The 26,097-nt window shown below is 51.2% G+C and carries 26 protein-coding genes; 10 read left to right on the top strand and 16 right to left on the bottom strand.

The features are described 5' to 3' along the window. Nucleotides 1-144, bottom strand: a 144-nt coding sequence (locus ABYT30_RS05350) for an SDR family NAD(P)-dependent oxidoreductase (RefSeq protein WP_373095548.1), incomplete at its 3' end; no start/stop codon positions are given. Between the two features lie 248 nt (nt 145-392). Here ABYT30_RS05350 and ABYT30_RS05345 point away from each other — a divergent pair. The 3 genes from ABYT30_RS05345 to ABYT30_RS05335 are packed head-to-tail and all read left to right on the top strand — an operon-like array spanning nt 393 to nt 2,220. Next, nucleotides 393-806 carry an EthD domain-containing protein gene (locus ABYT30_RS05345; protein WP_373079886.1) on the top strand — a complete coding sequence of 138 codons (414 nt, stop codon included), beginning with the start codon at nt 393-395 and terminating at the stop codon, nt 804-806. 30 nt (nt 807-836) lie between these two features. Beyond that, entirely contained in the window at nt 837-1,352 is a 516-nt protein-coding gene (locus ABYT30_RS05340) for a nitroreductase/quinone reductase family protein (RefSeq protein WP_373095545.1), read from the top strand. 52 nt (nt 1,353-1,404) lie between these two features. After that, complete coding sequence (locus ABYT30_RS05335; protein WP_373079884.1) at nt 1,405-2,220, top strand: TauD/TfdA dioxygenase family protein; 816 nt, start codon at nt 1,405-1,407, stop codon at nt 2,218-2,220. A gap of 45 nt (nt 2,221-2,265) precedes the next feature. On the opposite strand, the gene ABYT30_RS05330 is transcribed toward ABYT30_RS05335, so the two are convergent. Then, nucleotides 2,266-2,463 carry a hypothetical protein gene (locus tag ABYT30_RS05330; RefSeq protein ID WP_373079883.1) on the bottom strand — a complete coding sequence of 66 codons (198 nt, stop codon included), beginning with the start codon at nt 2,461-2,463 and terminating at the stop codon, nt 2,266-2,268. A 244-nt stretch (nt 2,464-2,707) separates the two neighbouring features. Between ABYT30_RS05330 and ABYT30_RS05325 the strand changes: the two genes are divergently transcribed. Beyond that, entirely contained in the window at nt 2,708-3,715 is a 1,008-nt protein-coding gene (locus ABYT30_RS05325; protein ID WP_373079882.1) for a 1-acyl-sn-glycerol-3-phosphate acyltransferase, read from the top strand. A 17-nt stretch (nt 3,716-3,732) separates the two neighbouring features. Here the strand turns inward: ABYT30_RS05325 and trmB are convergent, their stop codons facing one another. The 6 genes from trmB to ftsY all read right to left on the bottom strand — a co-directional run bounded on the left by trmB (nt 3,733) and on the right by ftsY (nt 8,777). Continuing rightward, nucleotides 3,733-4,428: a tRNA (guanosine(46)-N7)-methyltransferase TrmB gene (gene trmB, locus ABYT30_RS05320; protein WP_373079880.1), complete on the bottom strand. Its 696-nt coding sequence runs from the start codon at nt 4,426-4,428 to the stop codon at nt 3,733-3,735. Then, nucleotides 4,428-4,802, bottom strand: coding sequence for a DUF423 domain-containing protein (locus ABYT30_RS05315; RefSeq protein WP_373079879.1), 375 nt, complete (start codon nt 4,800-4,802; stop codon nt 4,428-4,430). The genes trmB and ABYT30_RS05315 overlap by 1 nt, the downstream gene beginning before the upstream one ends. A 196-nt stretch (nt 4,803-4,998) precedes the next feature. Further along, nucleotides 4,999-5,847 (bottom strand): RNA polymerase sigma factor RpoH, encoded by an 849-nt coding sequence (rpoH, locus tag ABYT30_RS05310; protein WP_373079877.1) that lies wholly within the window; start codon nt 5,845-5,847, stop codon nt 4,999-5,001. 125 nt (nt 5,848-5,972) lie between these two features. Then, nucleotides 5,973-6,995: a permease-like cell division protein FtsX gene (ftsX, locus tag ABYT30_RS05305; protein WP_373079876.1), complete on the bottom strand. Its 1,023-nt coding sequence runs from the start codon at nt 6,993-6,995 to the stop codon at nt 5,973-5,975. Continuing rightward, on the bottom strand, nt 6,982-7,662 hold the full coding sequence (gene ftsE, locus ABYT30_RS05300) for a cell division ATP-binding protein FtsE (RefSeq protein ID WP_373079874.1): 681 nt from the start codon (nt 7,660-7,662) through the stop codon (nt 6,982-6,984). The genes ftsX and ftsE overlap by 14 nt, the downstream gene beginning before the upstream one ends. Then, a complete protein-coding gene (ftsY, locus tag ABYT30_RS05295) occupies nt 7,659-8,777 on the bottom strand; it encodes a signal recognition particle-docking protein FtsY (protein WP_373079872.1) in 1,119 nt (372 codons plus the stop codon). Before ftsY ends, ftsE begins: the two co-directional genes overlap by 4 nt. Nucleotides 8,778-8,864: 87 nt before the next feature. Between ftsY and rsmD the strand changes: the two genes are divergently transcribed. From rsmD to ABYT30_RS05265, 6 genes are all read left to right on the top strand, one after another. Then, complete coding sequence (gene rsmD / locus ABYT30_RS05290; protein WP_373079871.1) at nt 8,865-9,479, top strand: 16S rRNA (guanine(966)-N(2))-methyltransferase RsmD; 615 nt, start codon at nt 8,865-8,867, stop codon at nt 9,477-9,479. Nucleotides 9,480-9,548: 69 nt separating this feature from the next. Beyond that, nucleotides 9,549-9,929: a hypothetical protein gene (locus tag ABYT30_RS05285; protein ID WP_373079870.1), complete on the top strand. Its 381-nt coding sequence runs from the start codon at nt 9,549-9,551 to the stop codon at nt 9,927-9,929. A gap of 127 nt (nt 9,930-10,056) precedes the next feature. Beyond that, nucleotides 10,057-10,560, top strand: coding sequence for a DUF411 domain-containing protein (locus ABYT30_RS05280; protein WP_373079868.1), 504 nt, complete (start codon nt 10,057-10,059; stop codon nt 10,558-10,560). Then, complete coding sequence (locus ABYT30_RS05275) at nt 10,560-11,840, top strand: TolC family protein (RefSeq protein ID WP_373079866.1); 1,281 nt, start codon at nt 10,560-10,562, stop codon at nt 11,838-11,840. Before ABYT30_RS05280 ends, ABYT30_RS05275 begins: the two co-directional genes overlap by 1 nt. Next, entirely contained in the window at nt 11,827-13,077 is a 1,251-nt protein-coding gene (locus ABYT30_RS05270; RefSeq protein ID WP_373079864.1) for an efflux RND transporter periplasmic adaptor subunit, read from the top strand. The genes ABYT30_RS05275 and ABYT30_RS05270 overlap by 14 nt, the downstream gene beginning before the upstream one ends. Further along, a complete protein-coding gene (locus ABYT30_RS05265; protein WP_373095544.1) occupies nt 13,074-16,169 on the top strand; it encodes an efflux RND transporter permease subunit in 3,096 nt (1,031 codons plus the stop codon). Before ABYT30_RS05270 ends, ABYT30_RS05265 begins: the two co-directional genes overlap by 4 nt. 20 nt (nt 16,170-16,189) lie before the next feature. Here the strand turns inward: ABYT30_RS05265 and ABYT30_RS05260 are convergent, their stop codons facing one another. The 8 genes from ABYT30_RS05260 to ABYT30_RS05225 form a co-directional block, all read right to left on the bottom strand. After that, complete coding sequence (locus tag ABYT30_RS05260) at nt 16,190-17,746, bottom strand: cellulase family glycosylhydrolase (RefSeq protein WP_373079861.1); 1,557 nt, start codon at nt 17,744-17,746, stop codon at nt 16,190-16,192. 97 nt (nt 17,747-17,843) lie between these two features. Continuing rightward, nucleotides 17,844-18,296 carry a hypothetical protein gene (locus ABYT30_RS05255; protein WP_373079859.1) on the bottom strand — a complete coding sequence of 151 codons (453 nt, stop codon included), beginning with the start codon at nt 18,294-18,296 and terminating at the stop codon, nt 17,844-17,846. Nucleotides 18,297-18,309: 13 nt separating this feature from the next. Next, nucleotides 18,310-18,810, bottom strand: a complete 501-nt coding sequence (locus tag ABYT30_RS05250; protein WP_373079858.1) for a nitroreductase family deazaflavin-dependent oxidoreductase — start codon at nt 18,808-18,810, stop codon at nt 18,310-18,312. A 150-nt stretch (nt 18,811-18,960) separates the two neighbouring features. Next, nucleotides 18,961-22,323 (bottom strand): DUF2126 domain-containing protein, encoded by a 3,363-nt coding sequence (locus ABYT30_RS05245; RefSeq protein ID WP_373079856.1) that lies wholly within the window; start codon nt 22,321-22,323, stop codon nt 18,961-18,963. A gap of 310 nt (nt 22,324-22,633) precedes the next feature. Further along, entirely contained in the window at nt 22,634-23,449 is an 816-nt protein-coding gene (locus tag ABYT30_RS05240; protein ID WP_373079854.1) for a hypothetical protein, read from the bottom strand. 308 nt (nt 23,450-23,757) lie between these two features. Next, the gene (locus ABYT30_RS05235) at nt 23,758-25,143 is read right to left on the bottom strand and encodes a tetratricopeptide repeat protein (protein ID WP_373079852.1); all 1,386 of its coding nucleotides are present in this window, start codon (nt 25,141-25,143) and stop codon (nt 23,758-23,760) included. Further along, nucleotides 25,140-25,739 (bottom strand): energy transducer TonB, encoded by a 600-nt coding sequence (locus tag ABYT30_RS05230; RefSeq protein ID WP_373079850.1) that lies wholly within the window; start codon nt 25,737-25,739, stop codon nt 25,140-25,142. Before ABYT30_RS05230 ends, ABYT30_RS05235 begins: the two co-directional genes overlap by 4 nt. A 5-nt stretch (nt 25,740-25,744) precedes the next feature. Further along, a partial coding sequence (locus tag ABYT30_RS05225; RefSeq protein ID WP_373095541.1) for an ExbD/TolR family protein occupies nt 25,745-26,097 on the bottom strand: 353 nt, incomplete at its 5' end.

The raw sequence follows: 26,097 nt of genomic DNA, 5'->3' as shown, positions 1-26,097 counted from the left end.
GCCCGGCATGGCAGCATCCCCCTCCCGCTCCGAGCGCCCCGTTACATATACAGTGCATCCGTGACTGCCGAGCGCGATTGCAATCCCCCTTCCAGCCCCGCGACTAGCCCCTGTCACCACTGCGACTACCTTAGCTTTTGACATTACCTAACCCCTCCTGACTTAGCCTGTAAATGTGCGTGTTGCAATGACGGCAAGGGCTTGACGCCAAACCGGCCATCACTCGGAACAGTAACGAGTAGACACTGAGTTACCGGTAACAGCGTTTCAGCCTACGGTGGCCTGTGCACCCCTAAATTGCCTATTACTAATCAACGTTGTTGTGCTACATTACACCTTCCACGGAAATGCGACCAGCAGCGAAACATCCCAAAAATAAAATAGGTGACGCCGTGTTTAAACAAATTTGTTTTTTCCGTAAACACCCCGATATGAGCATGGAGGAGTTCATGGATTACTACGAGAACCAACACTCCCAGCTCTCTAAGAAAATGGGCCGAGCACCGTCCATACCCAATGCCGTACGCTATGTCCGCCGCTACTTGCAGCCAGAAAAGAATCCCGTCACCGGTGAAGTGCACGATTGCGGCTATGACTGCATCATGGAGATTTGGTGGAATAGCCGCGAAGATTTCGAGCGCTCCCAACAAATTATTAGCTCCCCTGACCGTATCGATTACGTCAAAGAAGATGAAAAAAAGTTGTTTGCCAGTCACACCAATCCGGTTTGCTCAATGATCGAATACGATTCGCCAATGGGCCCCAATGGCGAAAATACTCGCGTTGAATTGAAGTACGGTAATTGAGACCAATAAGTACACCGCAAGGAGAATAATATGAGCGACGAATCTTCAGCAGCGATTAGCGCCGTACGCCGCGACTGGGTAACCGAACACCGCGAAAGCTACCTGCGCTCCGGTGGCGTCGAAGGCCATATTATGGATATCACCGCCGTTGGTGGCTGCAGCTTTGCCAGTCATTGCCTAGTCAAATACAAGGGCCGCAAGAGCGGTAAAACCTTTATTACACCACTGTGCTATGCCGACATCGGTGGCGAGGTGGTCATTTGCGGATCAAAAGGCGGTGCCGACCACCACCCAGACTGGTATTTAAATATTATTAGCAACAAAGACATCGAATTTCAGATAGCCACCCAAGCATTTCGCGGTACGTGGCGAGAGCCAGAAGGCGCTGAGCGCGATAAGGTCTGGGCTTTTTTTATCGATTGCCACCCCTTTTATGCCACCTACCAAGAAGCCACCTCGCGGGTTTTACCCCTGGTAATGATGCAGGCGGTTGAGCCGATTCCGGTCTTTAAGGAAAGCGATGCAACCGGTGTACGGCAAAGCTAAACCAACGATTAAACTAAACAACAAAGCCAAGCTGTAAAGAGATAATAAAAACATGAAAGCAATAAACGCAACGCCACTAGTGGGTAGTACCGTAAGCATCGACCGCGCTGACTTTCTCAGCGGAAAATACGCAGAGGAAATTCAAGCACTGCTCGTAGAACGCAGCGCCCTTGTCTTTCCGAATATGCACCTAAGTGACGACGAACAATTACAGTTCGCCCGCACCATTGGTGACATACACCTCGTGGGCGGTGATGCGCTACTGCAAAATATTTCCATGGATCCCAAGGTAAACCGGTCTGCCGACTACACCCGCGGTGCTTTTTACTGGCATATCGATGGCGCAAACGACCCCGTTCCCGCGAAAGCGACCATGCTCTCTGTGAGGACACTTCCTGCAGAGGGCGAAGGCGGCGACACCTTGATCGCCAACACCTATGCTGCCTACCAAGACCTTTCTGACGAAGACAAAAAGGCCCTAGAGGGCATTAGGGTCCGCCATTGCCTTGAGGCTTCTCAGCGCCTGGTAAGACCCCAGCCCAGCTTACATGAACTTGAGCGCTGGCAATCCTACCCAGCACAAAGCCACCCGCTAGTTTGGCAACACAAACACGGTAAACCTTCGTTGCTGCTCGGCGCATCGTGCTTCTATGTCGAGGGCATGGACTTAGCCGAAGGCAACAAATTACTATGCCGCTTGTTAGATTGGTCTACCCAGCCGCAATACGTATACCGGCATCGCTGGCAGGCGGGCGACTTCTTACTGTGGGATAACACTGGTACGTTGCACCGCGCCGCAGAATACCCGCTAGACAGTAAACGGTTAATGCGCCGCACTACCTTGGTTGGTGAAGAATCAGTGGCATAGCCATACCTCAAAAACTGGGCTGGGTTCTGGAACCTTGATATGAATTTACCGATCACCGCGCATATAGCGCCACACATCGGTTATATCAAATACCAGCGAAATACCATTGGTCACCATAAGTAACGCAATATATGCCTTGAACCCGCCCGTTAGCGATGGCAATTCCATTGCCAAGCAATACCGCAATGGAATCCACAGAATATGGCCCATGACGTCGACCACAAACATTAGCGGATTTCTCACCACACACTCCTGAGTTTTTACGGTAGATTCGCTGTATAACAACAGTAAAGCGATGACGCTCTTCACTACACCTTCAAGCTTCTTTTACGACCGGCGAGAAAAATCATCCGCGTATTGCTTCACGACGAAGGCAGACTGCTGACATTCGATATTGCCATGCCACCCGATAAGTCGCTACAAATCGAGAAAGTAGCTAAGCTCGTATAGTAAGCACCTCTTATATAGCGAAGGAATTATCGAATCAATGATTTGGCTTACCCATCACACCCTTGCGCGCAGACTAGTATCCATTCCCCTTATATTCTTTAGCGCCTTAGTCCTATTGCTGTTATCTCCGCTGTGGATTCCGCTCCTTGCACTCGCCGGGCTTGCCGTAAAACGTGCCCGTTCAAGCTTGCGCTGTGTGTGTTTTATCTTTCTCTTTCTTTGCTGTGAAGTCACTGGGATTTTAGCCAGTGGGTGGCTGTGGCTACAACACACCGTATTCGGCACACCACGCTCAGCGTACCTGCAGGCCAATACCGCACTGCAATTTTGGTGGGCCGACACCTTGCGCCAGTTCGCACAAATGCTGTTTCGTTTGCGCTTTATTGTCGAGGGCGAGGACGCTCTCAGCGGCCCCGCAGCCATAGTACTACCTCGCCACTGCAGTACAGGTGACACGATACTACCCCTGTGCTTTTATGCAAAAAAATGCGGTTTCAATGTGAGTTATGTATTAAAGCGAGAGTTATTGCTCGACCCCTGTTTAGATATCGTCGGCAATCGCCTGCCCAATGTTTTTCTAAATAGGATAGCGGAGGACATGGGGCCGGAGCTGGCCAGTTTAGAATCCCTTGCACGCCAAGCGAGCGCAGCTGACAGCTTGATTATTTATATGGAGGGTACGCGATTTTCAAGCCCGAAGCGTGATCGGATTTTACAGTTACTTGCCGACAAAGGGGACACAGAGGCTTTACAGCGCGCCGAGCGCTGGAGCAAATTACTGCCGATCCGGCCGGCAGGTGCACTGGCGTTAATGAAGACTGCGCCCGACAAAGATCTGCTGTTTTTGGCACACAGCGGCTTTGAAGGCTCGGCCAGTTTTGCCAGCTTATTCAATGGTAGTTGGTTGAACACCACTGTGCGCCTTCGCTTTTGGCGAGTGCGCGCAGCGGATATTCCTAGCGATGACGCTGGGCGTCGCGCCTTATTGTTTGATCACTGGGATACAATGCAACAAGCGATCACCGAATTGCAGGAAACCGTTTAATATGGTGATACTGGGGGTTAATTCACTCTAGAAAATAGCAAATCCCAGACTCCGTGCCCCAACCGTTCGCCACGCTTTTCAAACTTTGTGTTTGGGCGAAAATCCGGCTTCGGAGAATACTGCTGATCACCAGCAGCATTTTGGTAGCCTTCGGCAGCGCTCATCACTTCCATCATGTGCTCCGCGTAGTTTTCCCAGTCGGTGGCAAGATGAAGCACGCCACCCACTTCTAATTTACTGCGCAACACCTGTACAAATTCCGCTTGAATTAAACGGCGCTTATGGTGGCGGGCCTTATGCCAGGGGTCCGGAAAATAAACTTGAATTCGGCTCAAACTATTGTCCGGGATGCAGTGCGCAAGAACTTCAACAGCGTCGTCACAGTAGGCTCGCAAATTTGTCAGCCTCGCCTGTTCAGCTAAGTACATCAGGCGGCCAACCCCGGGGGTGTGAACTTCAATACCAACAAAATTCAACTCCGGTGCTTGGATCGCCATTTCGGCGAGTGAGTCGCCCATGCCAAAACCAATCTCAAGCACGGTCGGCGCCTCTCGACCAAACACCTCAGTAAAACTTACAGGGCCGTTGGCGCGCTTTAAACCCAAGTTATTAAAATTAATATCGTAGGCGCGCTTTTGGCCATCGGTCATTCGTCCGGTACGCAATACAAAGCTCTTAATCCGACGGCGCATCGGAGCCGCTTGTTCAGTCATTACATTGTTTTCCACGCTGAATAGGCCAAGCAGGCCCAGGCTATTAGGAACATCAGGCCACCAATGGGTGTTATGGCGCCAAGAATTTTAATTTGGCTAATGGCCAACGCGTAGAGGCTACCGCTGAACACCAGCACTCCGAGAAAGAACAAAACCGCCGCAATTCGTAGCGATAGGTGCTGCACACCGCTGTGCATGAGCAAACCCACTACTAGCAGTGCCAAGCAATGATAGAAGTGGTATTGCACGGCGGTTTGATAGACCGCCATCATCTCAGCAGACAAACTTGCCTTAAGCCCGTGAGCCCCAAAGGCACCCAAGGCAACTGCAAGAAAGCCCAGTATTGCCGCCATAAAAAGCGTTAACGAAGCCATAGTCCCGTCCTGCCTGCATTTAAAGGCGCTATTGTACGGATGTAGGCCGCTTTTCAAAAGCGCCTTAGCCCAGCATGAACGGAAACTGACGGTAAATTCGGACAAAAAACTGGGATTATTAGAAAATCATCCCTTAGATGCAAAAAAGCCCCGCAGTGCGGGGCTTTTAACGGTATCGATGCGCTTGCTATGACGTTTAGGCTTCCATCACCGCACGCAGTTTTTTCATGGCCGCCTGCTCAAGCTGACGAATACGTTCAGCCGAGACGCTGTAGCGAGCGGCCAAGTCATGTAAAGTAGCCTTATTGTCCGTCAGCCAGCGACTTTGAAGTATGTCGCGACTGCGCTCATCCAGATCAGCCAAGGCCACACTCAGGTGCTGATGATCACTCTCTTCTTGATTGTCAGACTCTAATAACAAGGCTGGGTCCGCACTATGATCTTCTAGATAGTGCACGGGAGCAACGGGGCCACGCTCATCGTCTGTGTCGGCGTCGAAACCCACATCCACCGAACTTAGACGACCTTCCATACGGCGCACTTCCGCCACATCCACACCCAAGTCAGCGGCGACGGCATTAACCTCGTCGTTACTCAACCAGGACAGCTCTTTTTTAGCACGGCGCAGATTAAAGAACAGCTTACGCTGAGCCTTGGTAGTGGCGATTTTCACAATGCGCCAGTTGCGCAGTACGTACTCGTGAATTTCAGCCTTGATCCAATGCACGGCAAAAGATACCAAGCGCACCCCTTTTTCAGGGTCAAAACGCTTTACCGCCTTCATGAGGCCAACATTACCCTCTTGAATCAGGTCAGCTTGGGGCAAACCGTAGCCGTTATAACTTTTAGCAATATGGACAACAAAGCGCAGATGAGACATAACCAACTGACGGGCGGCCTCAACACTTTCGTGGTAGAAGAGTTCTTCGGCTAATTCGCGCTCGCGCTCTGCGCTAAGCACCGGAATGCGGCCAACCGACTGAATATATGCAGAGAGGTCGCCACCCGGTACAAGCTGCTGTATCGGCTGCAGATGGGTACTCATTGCACTCCTCCTAAGATATTGGTAAAAAACACTGGCACTTATTAGAGTCGTAAACTACCAAAAGTTCAAGCCCCAATGCCTTTAATCTGGCGCTTTAGCGCCTATAACACCCTGTTTAAGCGGAACTAGCTGGGCTCGATCGCTCGCAATTCACGCCCCACCACCAGCCAAGCCCCCAGCAAGCCTAGCGATCCGGAAAATAACCACAACAATACGCTATCAACCACACCGAGGCCCAGCAGATGGAAATCACTTTGATAAGACACTGACAACTCGGCAATTGGCGCCCGCAGCCACCACAACCCTCCCTGTACCAAGATCCAAGCCGCCAAGCCGCCGCTTAAGCCATACCAAAAGCCGGTATATAGGAAGGGTCTGCGCACAAAAGCATTGGTGCCGCCTACCAACTTAACAACCAAAATCTCGCTGCGCCGGCTTTCTATGGCTAATTTAATGGTATTGCCAATAATCAGCAGCACACCTACCGCTAGCATACCCGCTAGCGCGATCGTTAACCGACGACCCAGCTCGGTAATGCGATTTAAGCGCTGCAACCACTCCATATCGAGCTTGGCCAAATCGACCTCGGGCAATTTCGCTAGCACCTGCTGAAGTTCTGTCACCGCTGCCGCCGAAATATTGGCTTCCCGGGGCGTCACTACAATCAAGCCTGGTAAGGGGTTGCTATCTAATTGATCCAGCACATCGCCAAAACCAGAGCTGGCGCGAAATTCCACTAGGGCCGCATCGGGGGAAATATACTCTGCGGCCTGCACCCCGTCCCGAGCGCTAATGCTGCGGCGCAAACTCTCGGCCTGACTAGCCGAAACATTGGCCTTTAAAAACAAGGAGATACGGGCCGCGCCTTCCCATCCACTGCTAACCGCCTGAATATTATTTAAGCCAATATACAAACTCGTCGGCAAGGCTAGAGCAATAGCAATGACAAGGCTGGTCAGCGAGGTTGCGGCGGGGCGGCGCAATAGGCGCTGCAAACTGTCGAGGGCGACTTGGCGGTGATGGCTGCGGTAACTCGCCAAGCGATCACGCAAGCCAGTTTTATGGCGACGCGCACCTTTTACATCTTTTCGGGCCGCGGGCGTCTGCAATTGCCCCAAGCGCCGCTTATTCAGTTTATTCTGGGCCATTGTCAGCCCCTCCCGCCGTAATCAGGCGGCCATTACGCAGGGTGAGCAAGCGATAAGGCATACGAGCAATCAAGGCCAAATCGTGGCTGGCGATAAGCACAGTGACACCCACCTGCTTAAATTGCTCGAACAGATGCATGATCTCGGCGGAGAGCTGGGGATCTAAGTTACCCGTGGGCTCATCGGCCAGCAGCAGCGCTGGTTTATTGACTACTGCGCGAGCGATACCCACCCTCTGCTGCTCACCGCCGGACAAAGTAATCGGGTTTTTGCGCTCTTTGTCGAGCAGACCAACCTTATCCAGCGCCGCCCGCACTCGGCGGCCGACATCACGGTGCCCATAGCCGGCAATTATCAATGGCAGCGCGACGTTATCGTAAACACTGCGATCAAACAGTAATTGGTGGTTTTGAAACACCACGCCAACTTCGCGGCGAACTTCGGGAATGTGCCGCACTGGCAATTTCGACAAATTGCGGCCACCAACAATAACTTGGCCGGTACTCGCCCGTTCCATCACCATAATCAGTTTCAGCAAGGTACTTTTACCGGCGCCACTGTGGCCGGTTAAAAAACGCATTTCGCCACGGGGTATGTGAAAACTCACATCAGTGAGTGCTTCATGGCCGCCTTCATAGCGCTTGCTGACTTGATCAAATTGAATCATTGCTGCTTTTGTGTCCAGCCAAATAGGGCGCCAACAAACTCTGTAGCACGGAAGGGACGCAAGTCTAAAATACCCTCGCCCACCCCAATAAAGCGAATCGGAATTCCAAGCTGCTTACTAATCGCAAAGACGATACCGCCCTTGGCGGTGCCATCGAGCTTAGTCAGGGTGAGACCAGTGACACCGACCGCTTCCTGAAAATGCTTGGCTTGGGCTAGGGCGTTTTGGCCGGTACCAGCGTCTAACACCAGCATGACCTCATGGGGAGCGTCCGGGTCGAGTTTTTTCAGCACCCGTACCACTTTTTTCAGTTCTTCCATCAAGTTGTCTTTATTGTGCAAACGACCAGCAGTGTCCGCAATCAATATATCAACCTTCCGTGACTTGGCCGCCTGCAACGCGTCAAACAGCACCGAGGCGCTGTCAGCACCGGTGTGCTGAGCGATCACAGGCACCTCATTGCGTTCACCCCACACCTGCAGCTGCTCAACCGCCGCCGCGCGGAAGGTATCCCCAGCGGCCAGCATTACCGAGCGCCCGCCGGCCTGAAATTGCTTGGCTAATTTACCAATAGTGGTGGTTTTGCCGACACCGTTAACCCCAACCATTAGAATCACATAAGGGCCTGGGCCCTCAGGAATGATCAGCTCTTCTTCAGCGGCCGCCAGCAGGGTGCTCAATTCTTCTTGCAGGGCAACGTACAGCGTTTCTGGGTTATCCAGCTCGTTACGGGATACTCGACGAGTGAGGTTACCAATTATTTCTTGGGTGGCATCCACGCCAACATCGGCCATCAGTAGATGAGTTTCAATTTCTTCGAGGAGTTCGTCATCGATCTCTTTACGGCCGAGAAAAAGATTAGCCATACCCTCGCCCAATTGGGCGCCGGTCTTACTTAGGCCTTCGCGAAACCGCACCAGCAGGGACGCCTGCTCTTCGGGCGTTAATTCTAGGTGTTGCCAAGGCGCAATTTCTTTATCGTCGATAAAGCCTTCGGCCGCCGCCAGTGCCGCCTGATCTTCTTCTGAGCCGACAAAAGACTCTTTAAAACGGGCGAATAAGCCCTTCTTGACTACTTCAGCTTCAGTCTCGGGCAGCTTTGAATTCTCTGTCATGCGGGTATTTATATTCCGGGTAAGGTTTACTGTGCAAATAAAAGCCGTATCCTACCATTTCTCTGAGTAACTGGCACCGGAAACACCATGCCCAAAACACCCCGCAATACAGCTGCCCAAACAAGCGCGAATACCCGCCAACAGGGCAGCCTGCGCATCATTGGCGGCCAATGGCGCAGTCGTAAGCTCCATTTCGAGGGTACCGCGGGCCTGCGGCCGACCAGTGACCGCATACGCGAAACCCTGTTTAACTGGCTTAACCCGACTATTCACGGCGCTCGCTGCCTAGATTTATTTGCCGGCTCCGGCGCGCTAGGCTTAGAAGCGCTGTCGCGCTACGCCGCGCACTGCGATTTTATCGACACCGACCGCAATAGCTGCCAAGAGATTCGTCAACAACTTGAAAATTTGCGTTGCCCCCACGCCACTGTGCACTGTAAAGATGCCCTAGCCTTTCTGAATAAAAGCGCGCAAAGCTATAATATAATTTTTCTCGACCCGCCATTTCATATGGATTTACTGGCACCGGTTATTACCGCGCTGGCAAGCCATGCATTGAAGCCCAATACTCAGATTTACATTGAAACCGCCAACGACGAGGCATTGCCAGCCCTGCCAGCCAACTGGCAAATCGATAAAGAGAAAAAAGCGGGGCAGGTGATTTACCGGCTAATCTCCGTGGCGGAAGAACCTCTTGCTTGACGCGCCGGCCAAGCAAGTCGAGAATAGCCAAACGGCACTCAAGCTATTTAGCGGTAGCAAGCTATAAAGATGACGCAAAAGCGAACCAAGCATATTCACATCGTTTTGCTTTTACTGAGCTTGCTGGCTCAGTCCTTCGCCTATGCCTACACGCCGTGCCCAGAACCGATGGATATGGACACATCGCCGACACTGACGATGCCTGTCGATCACAGCAATATGCACATGGCCCACGCCATGTCCAAGCAGACACTTGCCGATACCAGTGACAACTGCTGCGACTCCCAACAAAGCGACTGCCCCAAAAGCAGCTGCGCCAGCGCCGCGCTACTGAGTGCTAACGCCCTTTATACTCTTCCTTCAGCACCGCTTTCCCGTGCCAAATTCACCCTTAACAATCCTAAGCCAGCCCCACTCACCAGCCTTTACCGCCCGCCCATAAACCGCTAACACAGTACAGTTGCGCCTATTTTTTGCGCTAATCCCTGTAAATCGAGCCATTGCACGGCAGCATCAAAATCGCTGCATGCCGGCCTTGCTCATTTGATTTAAAAGCTATGTTTATCGCGGAGCGATCATGACTATCTCTAAACTTAAAACCTCTGTATTCCTTTTCATAATTGGTGCAGTAATAAGCGCCCATAGCCACAGTGAAACTGCAGCGGCAACGCCCCGACTTGCACCGAGTACAGAGTTATCAGTGCATAAAAACCCTAATTGCGGGTGCTGTGGGGTCTGGATCGAGCACGCACAACAACACGGTTTCACCACCACGGTTCAAAACCACGTCAATCTCAATGCCCTAAAAGCTGAACTTGGCATTCCCACTGGCTTACAAGCCTGCCACACCTCAGTATCTAGTGACGGCTTTGTATTTGAAGGCCATATTCCAGCCCGTTACATCACCCAGTTTTTAGCCGACAAACCCAGCGGCGCCCGCGGTTTGATCGTCGCGAATATGCCCATGGGCAGCCCCGGCATGGATATGGGGCGCGGCTTTCAGCCCTACGATATTTTGCTGCTATTAGACAACGGCAACACCGAGGTTTACGCCACTATCAACAGCAAAGCGCAACAGTAATGGGCAGCGCAAACCGGGCCCGCCGCAGCGCGCTGCTGGGCGGACTTTGCCTATTTATGTCCGCCAGCGTCTATAGCCTCAGCCTAGCTCAGGCCATAAGTATTGCGCAGGCCAACGACCCTTGGCTGCACGGCAGCCAGCTTCGGGAAAGTGCGCTGGCTGCCGAAGCGATCTCGGCATCGACCTTGCCAGATCCAGTACTGAACTTAGGCGCCGCGAACTTGCCTGCCGACAGCTTCGATTTTCGACAGGAGGGAATGACTCATGCAAGCATTGGCATTAGTCAGCGCCTGCCTCGTGGCAATAGCCGCGCGTTTATAGCGGAACAAAAGCGACAGCTAGGCCAACAGCAACCGCTGTTACGCGCCGACCGTAAATCCAAGGTCGCGGCAACCGTCAGCCAACTATGGTTAGAGGGCTATCGCGCCGAGCAGAGTATTTCTTTAATTGCCGACAACCGCCGGCTCTTCCAGCAATTGCTGGCGCTGAGCCGCAACAATTACGGCGCAGGGCTCGCCCACGCAGGACAGCAAAATATCATCGCTGCAGAGCTGGCCCTAAGCCGCCTTGACGATCGCGTACTTATGCTTAAACAGCAGCGCGATAGCGCACGGGATCAGCTGAGCGAGTGGTTAGGCACAACGCAAATTATTGAGTTCGGCGGCGACATTTTCCCTAAGCCCAGCACCCGAAATATCAGCGACAGCCGTGCCACTACGGCGCTGCAAGTGCACCCGGCAATTCTGGCAATTGAGCAAACCATTGCCGCAGCCCAAAGTGACGTCGCCTTACGCCAAGAGCAGTACAAAGCCGAGTGGGCGATTAACGCCAATTACGCCTACCGCGCAGAAGACCCGCTAGACAATGATCGTGCCGATTTATTTTCGGTCGGGCTTAGTGTTGACCTGCCTTTGTTTACCGCCAAACGCCAAGACCAAAACTTAATCGCCGCCCAAGCCCGCGCTGAGGCCAACCGCACCGACAAGGCTTTGTTACTGCGCAAGATGATGGCTAACTTAAAAGCTCAACTAAGCCAGTTACAGCGCATAGACGAACGCCTAACACTTTATAAAAGCCGCTTACTGCGCGAAGCCGGCGAGCAAGTAATCGCCAGTCTGAACGCCTATCAAAATGATAAGGGTGATTTTAAGGAGGTGATACAAGCGCGAATTTACGCGCTCAATGCTGAGATTGACGCCCTAAATCTCCGCGTCGACCGCCGGAAAATCATCGCCACCATTGACTACCTGCTAGTCGGAGACCGTCATGAGCAGCAGTAAATATTTCTTGATCGCCGGAGCCTGCGGCGGAATTCTACTTGGCGCTTTACTGGGGGCGTATATTATTGCGCCTAATACCGCATGGATTACATCTAGTAGCCCAGCAAATGACTCGACCCCAGAGCCACTGTATTGGGTCGCCCCCATGGACCCCAATTTTCGTCGTCCCGGTCCCGGCAAGTCGCCCATGGGAATGGACTTGCTACCGGTCTACGCCAACAACAACAGTAAAAACAGCCCCGGCACCGTTAGCATTTCTCCTGATGTTATTAATAACTTAGGGGTGCGAACCGCAAAAGCCCGCGATGGCAAATTTACCAAAGCTATTTCTGCGCCGGCAACGATTCAGTTTAACGAAGACCAACTGCACCGTGTGCAGCCCCGGGTCGAGGGCTGGGTTCAAAAACTTTACGCCCACGCTGTGGGTGATGTCGTCACCGCGGGGGAGCCACTCTACACACTGTATTCACCTGCATTAGTCACTGCCCAAGAAGAGTTTTTGCTGGCGCTTCGCCGCAATAATCAGGCGCTGACCAAAGGCGCCGAGCAACGCTTACTCAGTTTACAAATTGCCCCCTCGATAATTAAAGAAATCAAGAAAGCGAGAGTGGCTCAACACAACATTACTATCTTGGCACCGCGCACCGGCGTACTAAGCGAACTCAATATTCGTGAAGGCGATTACGTTATGCCCGGTAATGCCATCGCCACCATCGCGACCATGGATTCAATGTGGGCGATCGCCGACATTATTGGCGGCCAAGGCAGCGGCGTCGAGCTCGGCGACCAAGCCAGCGTGCATATAGACGGCATTCCCAATCGCACCTGGACGGCCACCGTAGATTATATTTACCCAACGCTAGACAAGCTCAATCGCAGTCAACAGCTCCGCTTAAAACTCGACAATAGCGACCACATACTCAAGCCCAATATGTTTGCTCAACTTAATTTACAGCAGCAGGCTGACATCGAGACCGTGATCATTCCCAAGACGGCGGTCATTCGCAGTCAAACGCAAGATCGGGTGGTGCTCGCTTTAGGCGACGGCCGTTTTAAATCCGTTGCCGTAAGCGTGGGCAATTTCAACAGCAACGAAGCGGAAATAATTAGCGGGATTAAGGCCGGCGACGAGGTGGTTGTTTCTGCACAGTTTTTATTAGATTCAGAGTCTAGTAAAGATTCTGATTTTATTCGCATGGATCACGACGGGCATTCGGTGATGGGAGCCACACCATGATCAGCCGTATTATTTACTGGTCGGTGGCGAATCGCTTTTTCATTTTACTTGCCACCGCAATATTAATTGGCAGCGGTCTTTACGCTGTTAAAACCACCGCCGTCGATGCCATTCCCGATCTGTCTGATGTTCAGGTCATTATTAAAACCAGTTACCCAGGGCAAGCCCCACAAGTGGTTGAAGATCAAGTCACTTACCCGCTGTCCAGCGCGATGCTTGCTGTGCCCGGCGCGGTAACAGTGCGGGGCTTTTCCTTTTTTGGCGACTCTTATGTCTATATTATTTTTGATGAAGACACCGACCCCTATTGGGCGCGCAGCCGGGTACTGGAATACCTGAGCCAAGTCAGCCCCAATTTACCCGCCACTGCGAGACCGCAGCTCGGCCCCGACGCTACCGGTGTCGGCTGGATTTATCTTTACGCACTGACTGACCCCACTGGCCAGCACGATATCAGCCAGCTGCGCAGCCTCCAGGATTGGTTTTTAAAATACGAACTGCAAACCGTTGCGGGGGTATCTGAGGTCGCCACCATTGGCGGCATGGTTAAGCAGTATCAGGTAGAAGTTGACCCCCACAAATTACGCGCCTACAACATTCCCCTCGCCCATATTCAAATGGCAATACAGCGCGGCAATCAAGAAGTCGGCGCCTCAGTGATCGAAATGAGTGAGGCCGAATATATCATTCGCGCTAGTGGTTATATCCGCAGTGTCGATGATCTCAATAATATTCCCTTGGGTCAGTCGGTGAACGGCTCGCCACTGTTACTCAAGCATGTTGCCGAGATACGCCTCGGACCCCAGATGCGCCGGGGTATTGCCGAACTTAATGGCGAGGGCGAAACCGTCGGCGGCGTTATCGTAATGCGCTTTGGCGAGAATGCCCAGAAAACCATCGCTGGGGTCAAGGCCAAACTAGAGACATTAAAAGGCGGTCTACCGCCCGGTGTAGAGATAGTTACCGTTCATGATCGATCGGCTCTCATTCAGCGTTCGGTAGAAAACCTCTGGCACAAATTAATAGAAGAGCTAATCATGGTCGCCGTGATTTGCATCATTTTCTTACTGCACGTGCGCTCCGCCTTAGTGGCGATTATTAGTTTGCCGGTGGCGATTTTAGCCGCGTTCATCGTAATGAAAGTGCAGGGAATCAATGCCAACATCATGTCGCTCGGCGGTATTGCCATTGCCATTGGCGCAATGATTGACGGCGCTATTGTCATGGTTGAAAACATGCACAAGCATATCCAAGACACGCCACTTACCCCAGAAAACCGCTGGCAGATAGTAAGTCAATCTGCCAGCGAAGTCGGCCCAGCGCTGTTCTTTAGCCTACTCATTATTACCGTGAGCTTTGTGCCCGTGTTCACCCTAGAGGCCCAAGAGGGCCGCATGTTCTCCCCCCTCGCCTACACCAAAACCTATGCCATGGCTGCGGCGGCAATCCTGGCAATTACGTTGGTGCCGGTATTAATGGGCTATTTTATTCGCGGCAAAATTTTAGCTGAAAATAAAAACCCAATTAACCGCGTCTTAATCGCTGGCTATATCCCAGTGTTAAGCTTAGTGCTGCGACACCCAAAGAAGACCTTGGGTCTTGCTCTCTTTAGCTGCGCAATTAGCCTGTGGCCAATTAGCCAGATTGGCAGCGAGTTTATGCCCTCCCTCGACGAAGGCGACTTGATGTATATGCCCACGACCTATTCCGGCATTTCCATAGGCAAGGCGCGGGAGCTACTACAGCAAACCGACAAACTCATTCGCACGGTGCCTGAAGTAAAAACCGTATTCGGCAAAATAGGCCGCGCCGACACCGCGACCGATCCCGCGCCACTCACCATGATCGAAACTTATATTCAATTTCACCCAGAGAGCGAGTGGCGACCAGGCTTAAGCAAAGAGGATTTGCGCGCGGAACTCGATCGCGTCGTGCAGCTCCCCGGCGTAACGAACAATTGGGTTATGCCAATCAAAACCCGTATTGATATGTTGGCCACCGGCATTAAAACCCCAGTCGGTATTAAGGTTTCTGGACCAGACTTTCAAACCATTCAGGATATCGGCCTGCGTCTTGAGACGATATTAAAAGACCTGCCCGGCACCAGCTCAGTATATTCTGAGCGGGTGGCGGGCGGGCGCTATCTGAGCATCGACATCCAACGCGAACAAGCCGCGCGCTATGGATTGAATATTGCCGATATACAACACGTTATCAGCACCGCCATCGGCGGCATAAATATTGGGCAAACCGTCGAGGGCCGCGAGCGCTACCCCATTAATTTACGCTATCCCCAAGAATACCGCGATTCTCCCGAGCAAATAAGACTGCTCCCTATCATCACCCCAAGCGGCCAGTACATCGCCCTTGGCGACGTTGCCACTATTGCAATTGAAAGTGGCCCACCGGGCATAAAAAGCGAAAACGCGCGCATTAACGGCTGGACGTTTATCGATATCAATAATGTGGATGTCGGTAGCTATGTGGCCAGTGCTCAACAACGTGTTACCGAGCAACTGACACTTCCCGCTGGCTACGCTTTAAGCTGGGCTGGCCAATACGAATATATGGCCCGCGCCAAAGCGAAACTTAGTTATGTCGCGCCACTGACCTTGGGCATTATCATCATACTGCTTTACCTCAATTTCCGAAGGATGACCGAGGTGGCGATTATCTTAGTAAGTCTACCGTTAGCCTTAGTTGGCAGTGTCTGGCTAATGTATCTATTGGGCTATAACTTTTCGGTCGCCAGCGGCGTCGGCTTTATCGCCCTCGCTGGGGTAGCAATAGAAATTGGCGTGCTGATGCTGGTGTATTTAAATCAAGCATGGCACCGCGCAGCTTCCCCGCGCATCAATAATGAGGATTTAAAAAATCTGATTATTCGTGGTGCAGGACTGAGAGTCAGACCTATCATAATGACGGCGGGCGCCACCATTGCAGGTCTGCTACCGATTTTATCGAGCAGCGGTACCGGCTCTGAAATAATGAGTCGGCTGGCTGCACCCATGGTCGGAGGCATGATTAGCGCAGTGATACTAACTCTGTTGGTGATACCCGCAATTTATTATCTGTGGCGAAAATCAGCTTAAAATTAACGTGGGGCAAATAACTAAGGTAATTTGCTGACCGCGACCTCGACTTCACCTTCGCAGCTGCTGTTCTGGAGAATTAACAGGCTTGCGTTCGCCGCTGAGATTACGCTTGCACCACTGACTTCTATTTTATATCCATTAGGGTAATGAAGCTTGGGGAGGTAGATTTTGGTGTCGGCGTTAGTGGGACGAATTTGGTAGCGGTAGTAGAAATCAGCTGTAACAGTGTCAAAAGATAATTCGAGGGGAATTCCCGCCGTGGCTTGTGGATAGCCGCGCTCTAACTCCTTAAGCTTATCAAGTTTAGCTGTACTCAAATCTCGGTCATCGCCAAACAGACCTTGGGCGCCGCTTTCCTGTGATTGGGTTGTGGGATCATTCCAGTTTTTATAAGCCCAATATTGCCAGCCGGTTAAATGGCGATCAGCTAAATTCGCCACCCTGCTTAAGAGCACCAGATCGTCGCTTGCACCAAACTCGGTCACCAGCTCCACTGCTCCAATTCTCTCACTCGTAATTCGCGCTTGTTCAAAAACCTTAGCCTCGAAGCCTTCACAGGTATCCGGCAACATATCCGGAATAGGTAGACCGAGATCGGCAGCCTGCATAAACGCGGTTAAAGGGCAATAATTGTGAACAGAATAGCCAAGCTGCGACTCCCCCACAATCGGCGTAAAGCCAGTAGGCGTGCCGGTACCACCCGCGAGTAACTGAGGTTCGATCCACACCATGTTTTTACTATCTACCCCGCGTATAGCGGAGATTGCCTGTTCAAAAAATGGCTGTATTTCACGATCCGATGCCGGACAACCAAGTTCGGGAACAATACACGTCGGCCACTCGAGTCCTGCCCAAGGTTCGTTCAGCAAGTCGTAGCCCATAGAATATTTTTGCTGAGCCCACTTACTGGCGACCGCCTGCCAAGCTGCACTATATCCCTGCCAAATTTCACCCTGCTCGGCCCACAAATTATCAAAGGCCTCGGAGACCTGAGGCGTAAAATAATTAAAGGGAAAGCCCAGTGCTGGCGACCCCAATACCGCGGTCGTTAGGCCGCTTGGAATGCCCCACTCAGGAACACCTTCGCCCTGATATATTTCCCCGAGCATATCCTGATGAAAATCGAATAGAATCCAAATACCCCGTTCAGCAAGTAACTGAACGACGCGATCCCAAGCAGTGAGATAGCTTTGGTCGATTTGCCCTGGGGCAGTGGGCGAAACGCCGGTCCATAGGGTGCCGATTCGCGCCGAATTAAAACCGTGTTCCACCAACCAATCGGCGTCAGCTGCAGTAAAACCGTCAAGGCTATTGGGCGGGAAATATGGCGCTAACTTCCAAACTAGGTTTACGCCGTGACTAATGACCACACGATTGTGATGATCCACCAGCCAGCGGCCCTCACGCTGTAAGCGCGGCACCGCATCTGTCCTTTGCGCTGGCGCCGTACACGCCGTGCCATTATCACTCACTGTTATCGGCGTAGACCCGCCACTGCTCTTGCAGCTCGGCAGGACTGCCGTAAATATAAGCACAGTGATGACTAAGAAGAACGGTCGCACTTTAGTATTCATGCTTGCAATCCATTTGCCCGCAACAACCCCGGCGTGGCGAGGGCTAATTTAATATGCTGATATTACAGGCATCCCAAACACGCTGACACGGCACAGTTCACACTAAGTCAGTGCGCTGGCGATAAAGGTTCATTACAAATACCGGCAATGCGAGCAGCGGAAGAGTACCGGGAATATAGAAGCCGTATACCACGAATGCCTCCAGGGCCGTTTCTGGCACGACAAGTCGCTTACCAATAAACAAGGCATTGATTATTGGCCCAATAATATTTGCATAGCAACCTAAGACTAGAACGATACGCGCTACATTTATAAGCGCCCCCCGCAAATTAATACGCAGCCAAATACCAGCGACAGCTAAGACCAGCAAGCCATTGATGATCCCTTCCATATGTGCAAAACGCCACGCGCCGTAGCTTGGGTCGCTCGTCTCAGCCGTTGCGGCTGCATAGGAAAAGCCGATACCCGAAAGCAAACCTAGAAATAAGATAATAAAACCGTGCATTGCTAAACGGCGCTGCTGATCTCGGGCCAGTGGTGAGTCCAACATATTTACCCCTTATTCAGTCAGTTGCCAATGTGCAGATAAACACCGGAATATCGCGATCCGTCCGAGCCTGATACTGATCAAAATCGGGATACAAACTCAGCAAATGGGGCCACAGCTCACGCTTTTCCTCTGCGTTGGCCTGACGCGCGAGATAGTTTTGGGTATTACCAGCAACCATGATGTCGATTTTAGGGTTGGCAGCAATATTGAAATACCACAGCGGGTGCTTTTCCATGCCGCCTTGCGAGGCAACCAACAGTTTTTTGTCACCCCAAGGCAGGTGAATCAAGGCAATCTCTCTGCGCTCACCGGATCGTTTACCGGTCATGCCAACGATACAGATTGGAAAGCCGCCGGGGAAATTCTTCATTAAGCGCCCGTTGCTCTTTTTGTATACCCAGACATTAAAGCGAGTTAAATGCTTCATCACACGCTGAACAGTGCCCTGCCATTTAACCGGGATAGCGTCGACTTCGTCGCGACGAGTTTTGACGTAATCAAATTTATTTGTCATTTTATTATTCTCATTTATCGAGTTTGCCAATTAGCCATACCAATCTACCATTTATATCCCTCACTGCCAGTTGCAAAAAAGGCCATGTGCCAGTGCGTTTTCTCACTAGCGGCATGGCCTTAGGTGTTTATTGTGCAAGCTTTACATTCGCTAGCCTATCCAGTTTGGCTTGCGGCGTAAGTCCAGAGTATGTGGATACTCTCCCGGCGACTCCTCCTGCGGTGGTGCCAGAGGTCGCGGCGGCTCGGTAAAGAACTCTCGCACCGCGTCTAAGTCCGGTCGCGGGGTATAAGGCCCAGGCGTATGCTCTAGGATGCCAAAACGATTACCACGTCGCGCCTCTGCCTCCATCGCATTGACCGGGAAGGTTTCATAGCTACGGCCGCCGGGATGGGAAACATGATAACTACAACCGCCCATTGAACGTCCGGTCCACGTATCGATCAGGTCGAATATTAGCGGCGTATGGACCCCAATGGTTGGGTGCAATGCAGACGGCGGTGCCCATGCGCGGTAGCGCACACCCGCTACGTACTCGCCGTGGGTGGCGGTATTGCGCAGCGGCACTCGACGCCCGTTACAGGCAAGAATATAGCGACCATCTGTTAAGCCACTCACTTTAACCTGCAAGCGCTCCACCGACGAGTCCACGTAACGCGCGGTACCAAAACTACCCACCTCTTCGCCCAGCACATTCCAGGGTTCGACCGCCCAGCGCAGTTCAATTTCGATTTCGTCGAGTTTAACCCGGCCATAATGCGGAAAGCGAAACTCTTCAAAGGGCAATAGCCACTCAGCCTTGAAGGGGTAGCCATGTTCCTGCAAGTCAGTGACAACTTCGTTCATGTCCTGCCAAAGGTAGTGAGGCATCATATACTTGTCGTGTAGCGCAGTGCCCCATCTTACTAATGGCTTTTTATAGGGCTCGGCCCAAAACCGCGCTACCAAGGTTCTAATAAGAAGAGCCTGTACTAAGGCCATGCGGCTGTGGGGAGGCATTTCAAATCCCCGAAACTCCAGCAGCCCCAAACGGCCAGTAGCACTGTTTGGTGCATACAGCTTATCAATACAAAACTCAGCGCGATGGGTATTACCGGTGATATCTATCAGCAAATTTCGCATTAAGCGGTCAACCAGCCAAGGCTGATCTGCCAAGCCTTCTGGCATTTGCTGAAAGGCAATCTCCATTTCATAGAGCATTTCGTCCCGCCCCTCGTCAATGCGAGGCGCCTGACTGGTCGGCCCGACAAAGGCGCCGGAAAAGATATACGATAAACTAGGATGATGCTGCCAGAAGGTAACCAAACTGCGCAGTAAGTCTGGACGACGTAGCACTGGGCTATCGGCCGGGGTGGCGCCACCAAGGGTGATATGATTGCCGCCACCGGTACCGGTATGACGTCCGTCGAGCATGAATTTTTCCGCGCCCAAACGGCATTCCCGCGCCGCCGCATACAGCTCCGAGGTATTCGCGACAAGCTCCCGCCAATTCGAGGTCGGATGAACATTGACTTCGATAACACCGGGATCAGGGGTCACCAGTAACTTTTGTATGCGGGGGTCTCTCGGTGGTTCATAGCCCTCAATGATGACTGGTACCGCTAGCTCTTCAGCCGTCTTTTCGATGGCCGCAACCAACTCAATATAATGCTCAAGACTATGCAAAGGCGGCATAAAAATATGCACTTTGCCACCTCGCGCCTCAATACACATTGCAGTTCGTACTAAAGGCCGGCTCTTATCTAGGGCTTCGTCAATTGCCTTATTCGCGCCCTGCAATTTCTGCGGCGTTGGGGGGTTGGACTCAAGCGGAAAATGAATATCTTCGCGAACCTGCAGGTCACCACGAGGATCAAATGGGTCACGATCAACTGGAATATCTGTCTCCGCCGATTCAGGCAAATCCCCCAAGGGCAGACGCAAGCCCATTGGTGAATCACCGGGAGTTAGAATAAGACGTTCGCGCTTCACGCTCCAAATGCTGCTCGTCCACTCCCCACTTGCGGGATCACACGCTAGGGGCACTATAAATCCACTTGGGTCCTTAAAACCCTGTTCTAAAAGTCTTGCTAGGCGGCGGCGACCTAAATCATCAGTGATTTTCGAGGCGAGAATATCTATGTTTTTGGGGATTTTCTGCTCTTGCAAAAGATAGTGTAAAGCATCTTCATATGCAGGCTGCACATAATCCTTGGCCAAGCTCAGCAAGCCCGCCAGTTTTACAGCAAATTTCTCCGCATTTTTGGCGGTATGGCCGTAATCCTGATCTACCCTTGCCAGTAAATCAGGTTGGGTCCATAGGGCTTCGCCATCCTTACGCCAGAACAAACCCAGCGCCCAGCGTGGGACTTCCTCACCGGGATACCATTTGCCTTGGCCGTAATGGAGCAAACCCGATGGAGCAAAATGATTACGTAACTTCAGTAATAAGGTTTTTGCTAAACGCAATTTATCGGCACCGAGGGCATCAATATTCCACTGCGCAGACTCCATATCGTCGACCGACACAAACGTCGGCTCACCACCCATCGTTAACCGAACATCCTTGGCGACAAGATCACGATCTACCGCATCGCCAAGCAATAAAATATCAGCCCATTGGGCATCACTGTAGGGCTTGGTAACTCGGGGGTCTTCGTGGGCGCGCTCAACGACATTCGTGTAGTCAAACTCCACTTCGCATTCATCGGTATAGCCTTCAATGGGGGCCGCCGATACTGGATCAGGTGTACAGGCGAGCGGGATATGGCCTTCGCTGGCAAAAAGGCCTGAGGTGGGATCTAAACCAATCCAACCTGCACCAGGTATATACACTTCGCACCATGCGTGGAGGTCAGTGAAATCCTTTTCTGGGCCACTGGGACCGTCGAGGGATTTCTCATCGGAGCTTAGCTGCACTAAATAACCGGAGGCAAAGCGCGCCGCCAAACCCAGGTGCCGGAAAATTTGCACCAGCAACCAAGCGGAATCTCGGCATGAGCCCTTGGCAAGGCTTAGGGTTTCTTCCGGTGTTTGCACCCCAGGCTCGAAGCGTATGCAATATTCGATCTTCTTTTCGAGTATTTGATTCACTTCAACCAAAAAATCATTCATTCGCCGAGGTTTTTTAGAAATCGACTTCAAAAGCTTACTGAAATTTTTACCTTGCTTTTCCTTTTCTAAGTAAGGTGCGAGCTCTTTTTTTAGCTGCTTTTTGTAATAGAAGGGAAAGTTTTCAGCGTACTCTTCGAGAAAAAAATCAAAGGGGTTAATCACCGTCATATCGGCAATCACTTCAACTTCGATAGAAAACTTATCGGTTTTTTCAGGAAACACCAAACGGCCGAGGTAGTTCCCAAAGGCATCTTGCTGCCAGTTCAAAAAGTGCGTCTCTGGGGTCACTTTCATACTGTAACTGTGAATAGGTGTGCGACTGTGAGGTGCCGGCCTGAGGCGAATGATGTGGGGCGACAAGTTAACCAAGCGATCAAACTTGTAATAGGTTTTGTGGTGAATTGCCACGCGAATTGTCATTACATCTCCTGCGGAAGCCGCATTTCAATCATTTCAGATTGACCACTAATTAGCTGAACTATGACTAGCTATAGCGCCCCTGTCACTAAAATCCAGCGGGGCCATTAAAATATACGCCACCTATTCCCAATATCACTGCGGAAACGTAGCCTTGTGGTATCCGTTTAGGCGGTGGCTATTTAGAAACAAGCATATTTCGCGCCATATTTAGCGCGCACTCCGCGGAGCAGTGCGTCAACAATCAAGTATCTCGAGACAATGTAAGACTTAAGAAGAAAACTCAGGCGATAAAGCGGCCTGTTGATCTAGATTAATGCGAAAAGTACACATCCAATTTAATGGTAAAGCTCGCTTCAGCATTCCAGCCATTTACCCTCGGGAAGAACACCTCTGGGCTAGCGGTTATAAATACCCACTCCTCATAGAGCTTGTAGGTATAGCTGGTGCCGGCAAAATACGCCGTTAACCGGGCATCAAACTCGTTCGAGAAAACTAGTCCCCCGCGGTATTCAAGCGCGGTACGGTCAGAAAGGCCTTGCGTTAAAGAGTAGACATGCACATTTTGGAAGAAATCATTTTGGTCCTCGAACTCCAAAACCGTCCAGTAGCGCAAGCCCATGCGTTCCCCTAGGGGCCTCGTGAGTTCAAATTCTGAGGTTTCACCCCAGCCCCGGTCGCTGAAATACCAAACCTCTTGAAGAAACTCAGGCGTCCATTCGCCCCATTTCTCAAAGGGCCGCCGCAAACGGTAGCGACCAAAACCAACCAGTGGCGCGCGCAATTTGACACCAACTCGGGCCGAACGTTTCCATTTATGCCATTCACTATCCGGGCTAATTTCGATACCCGACACCGACTCTTTGCGGCTGAAGCGCTCACCAGTAGAGTTACTCCGCACTCGCTCCTCTAAGGAGTTTTCACTGGCCTCATCACTACTAAAAAACAGTTTCATTTTGCGCTGAGTATTAGGCAGATCAAACTTTGCCTTAACACGAAGGTCAGTTTGGATTTCACCCCGCTCTTCCCAAGTCTGCTTGAACTGGAGTTTCACGTAACTTTCATTTTTATAGTCAGGGGGCGCATCTTCTTTACTAAAGTATCGATCAATGCCCTCGGCAAAATCCACCCATGACTCAGACCATTCATCACGAGTTTCTTCCGCAGTTAATAATGACCGTGTAATAAATCCCGGCCGCGGTGTGTCGGCATCTAGGGAATTTGCGATAACTTCAGAGGTGCAAATTAAGCTAAAAGCACAGCACAATGTCCTTATATACCGGCACCCAAAGCATCCGCTTAAATCCATGATTACGACCAATTACATTGACTACTAAGACTATAGAAAGGGCTGTCCTTGGCGTCCACTAAACTGTGCAATATACACCAACAAAAAAGGCACCCTAAGGTGCCTTTTAAAAGAACATCACGCGTAAATTAGCCGTCTTTCAACGCTTCTTGACGCTGCAGCTCTTTTTCCATGAACTGCATCCACTGCTTAGCATAGTCTTTAGATTTCTCGCTTTTCGCTGCTTCTTTAAAGGCCTTTTTAGCGCCATCATATTCTTGCAGGTTAAAACGAGCCATGCCCAGTACTAAGTAAGCCGTATCAGGACGCTTAAGGTCACCCTTCTTGAACGCGTTTTCTATTGCCTTTTCGGCTTTATCAAACTCGTCGTTATCCAGGTAGATATTCCCTAAACGTGACCACAGCTCGCCTTTATCAGACTTGGCTGCGGCTTTTTCCATTTCAGGGATAGCCTTTTTAAGCTCCTGCGCCTGACGCCAAGCATTTCCCAACAACTCAAGATTTTTAGAAGTTGCAGGGATTTGGCCCTTTTTGATGCCTTTATCAAGTACTTTAGCCGCTTTATATGGCACTTCCTGAGACAGGAAAAGATAGGCCATATTGATCAGCTCTTTGTCATTATCCAGAACACCTTCGGTGTAGGCCGTCTCCATTGCTGCAGTCGACTTACTCTCCATTTTCAACTCGTTGTACATCGCTGAAAGCTGGAGCCAGTAGGCTTTTTTCTGGTAGTGCTTCAACGTTTCTTCAAGAATCGCTGTAACACGCTTAATGTCATTCTTTTCATAGTACAAGTAACGCTGCAATCCCCACCACTGCTCTTTAGGAACCTTACCGCGGCTGGTGTAGTCATTGATAGCAATTTCAATGTACTTCAACGCCTTATCTAAGTCCTTAAGCTGGTAGTAACCCTGCGACAACAGTGCGTAAGCACCAGCGCCGGGGTCTTCTTGCATTTCTTGTTTAGCTTTAAACCATTCCTGAAGAGTTCTTACACCGTTACGGTAATCTTCCTTCACGAAGTAAAGCTGAGCGATGGTGTACTTGGTATTTAACTCCATCGCCTCCGGAATATCCGGTTGCTTAACCACGTTGCGGTATGCATCCAAAGCAAGCTCGTACTTTTCTTGCGTAAAATAAATAAACGCGTACATATTGTAGAGGTTGGCAAGCTCATAACTATTGAGTGAGTTCCGCCCTTCCTTATCGCGGAGCTCATTCAGCAAGCCAATCGCTTGACTGTATTTCTTCTCGTCCGCAGCCATCTGCGCTTCATTTAATTTTTCATAAATTTTAGCGCGGATTGCTGGCGTTCTACGTGTGCTGCGCTTGGGCTTTTCTTTTCTCTCGGCAGCGTGAGCAATGCCCACGCCTTGCTCACCGACTAGCGGCTGCAGGGCAGTAGATGCCACTGGCAGAGCAAGAACAGTGGCAACACCTAAGATCAGAGAACAACCCAGCTTGACCAACACCGGACGCATCGCTTTAGTGCTCGAGTGATAATCAGACATCATTTTTCCAACTCATAAGTGAACCGGTTTTGTATGCCCGGCACCTCGATAGGCTCGCCGTCGGACACACGCGGTTTGTACTTAAACTTCTCTGCGGCCTTTATAGAAGCACGCTCAAAATAGCCGGACGGCTCGCAGTCGACTGCCACGATGTCACGGGTCGTACCCGCTTTGGTCACCGTATACTCAACTGTGCAATAACCCGTAACACCCCGACTCTGCGCACGACGCGGATATATTGGTGCAACCTTAACGATTGGCAAGTACTCACCATCGGAAGCTGAAAGCCCCCCAGCAGTATTTGTCAAATCTACGCTCTGAGCTGGAGTCATGTTGACAACATCCATATTCGGATTGATGTCTTCCATCTCAGGCTGGTCCATATCCGGTGGTGGCTCGTCTGGCTCCTTCGGCTTATCGGGTTTGCTGTCCTTCATTGTTTCTATTTTGGTGTCCGGCATCTGAATATCGGCTAGCTTCGTACGCGGCTTTTCGTCCAGCGTTTTATCAGCCATTTCGATAAGCGATGGCATTATGATGAACAGCGCGGCTGTCACCATAAATGCCAATGCGGCACCATATAAATGTCGAATATTCATATTGATCAGCTGTCTTCAGTGGCCAATGAAACATCGTATACACCAGCCGATCGGCTAGCGTCGATAACCGCAGTAACCGTCTCGGTATTCGAGGCTTTATCAGCCTGAATAACCACGGCACCTTTAGGATTTTCGGCGTGCATCCGCTCTACAACTGAGCGTACTGCACGCTTATCTACCCGGCGCTTATCAATCCATATTTCGTTGGTTGCTGTTACCGCAATCAGTATATTAACATTCTCTTTTTTAGTTGATGTTGACGCGTCTGGTCGGTTCACCTCAACGCCAGCTTCCTTGATAAAGGACGCTGTTACACTAAAGAAGATCCACATGATAAACACCACGTCGAGCATCGGCG

The sequence above is a fragment of the Zhongshania sp. genome (assembly GCF_041623545.1).
Lineage (GTDB): Bacteria > Pseudomonadota > Gammaproteobacteria > Pseudomonadales > Spongiibacteraceae > Spongiibacter.
Note: the sequence above shows the minus strand (reverse complement) of the source record. Positions and strands in the feature narration are given on the sequence as shown.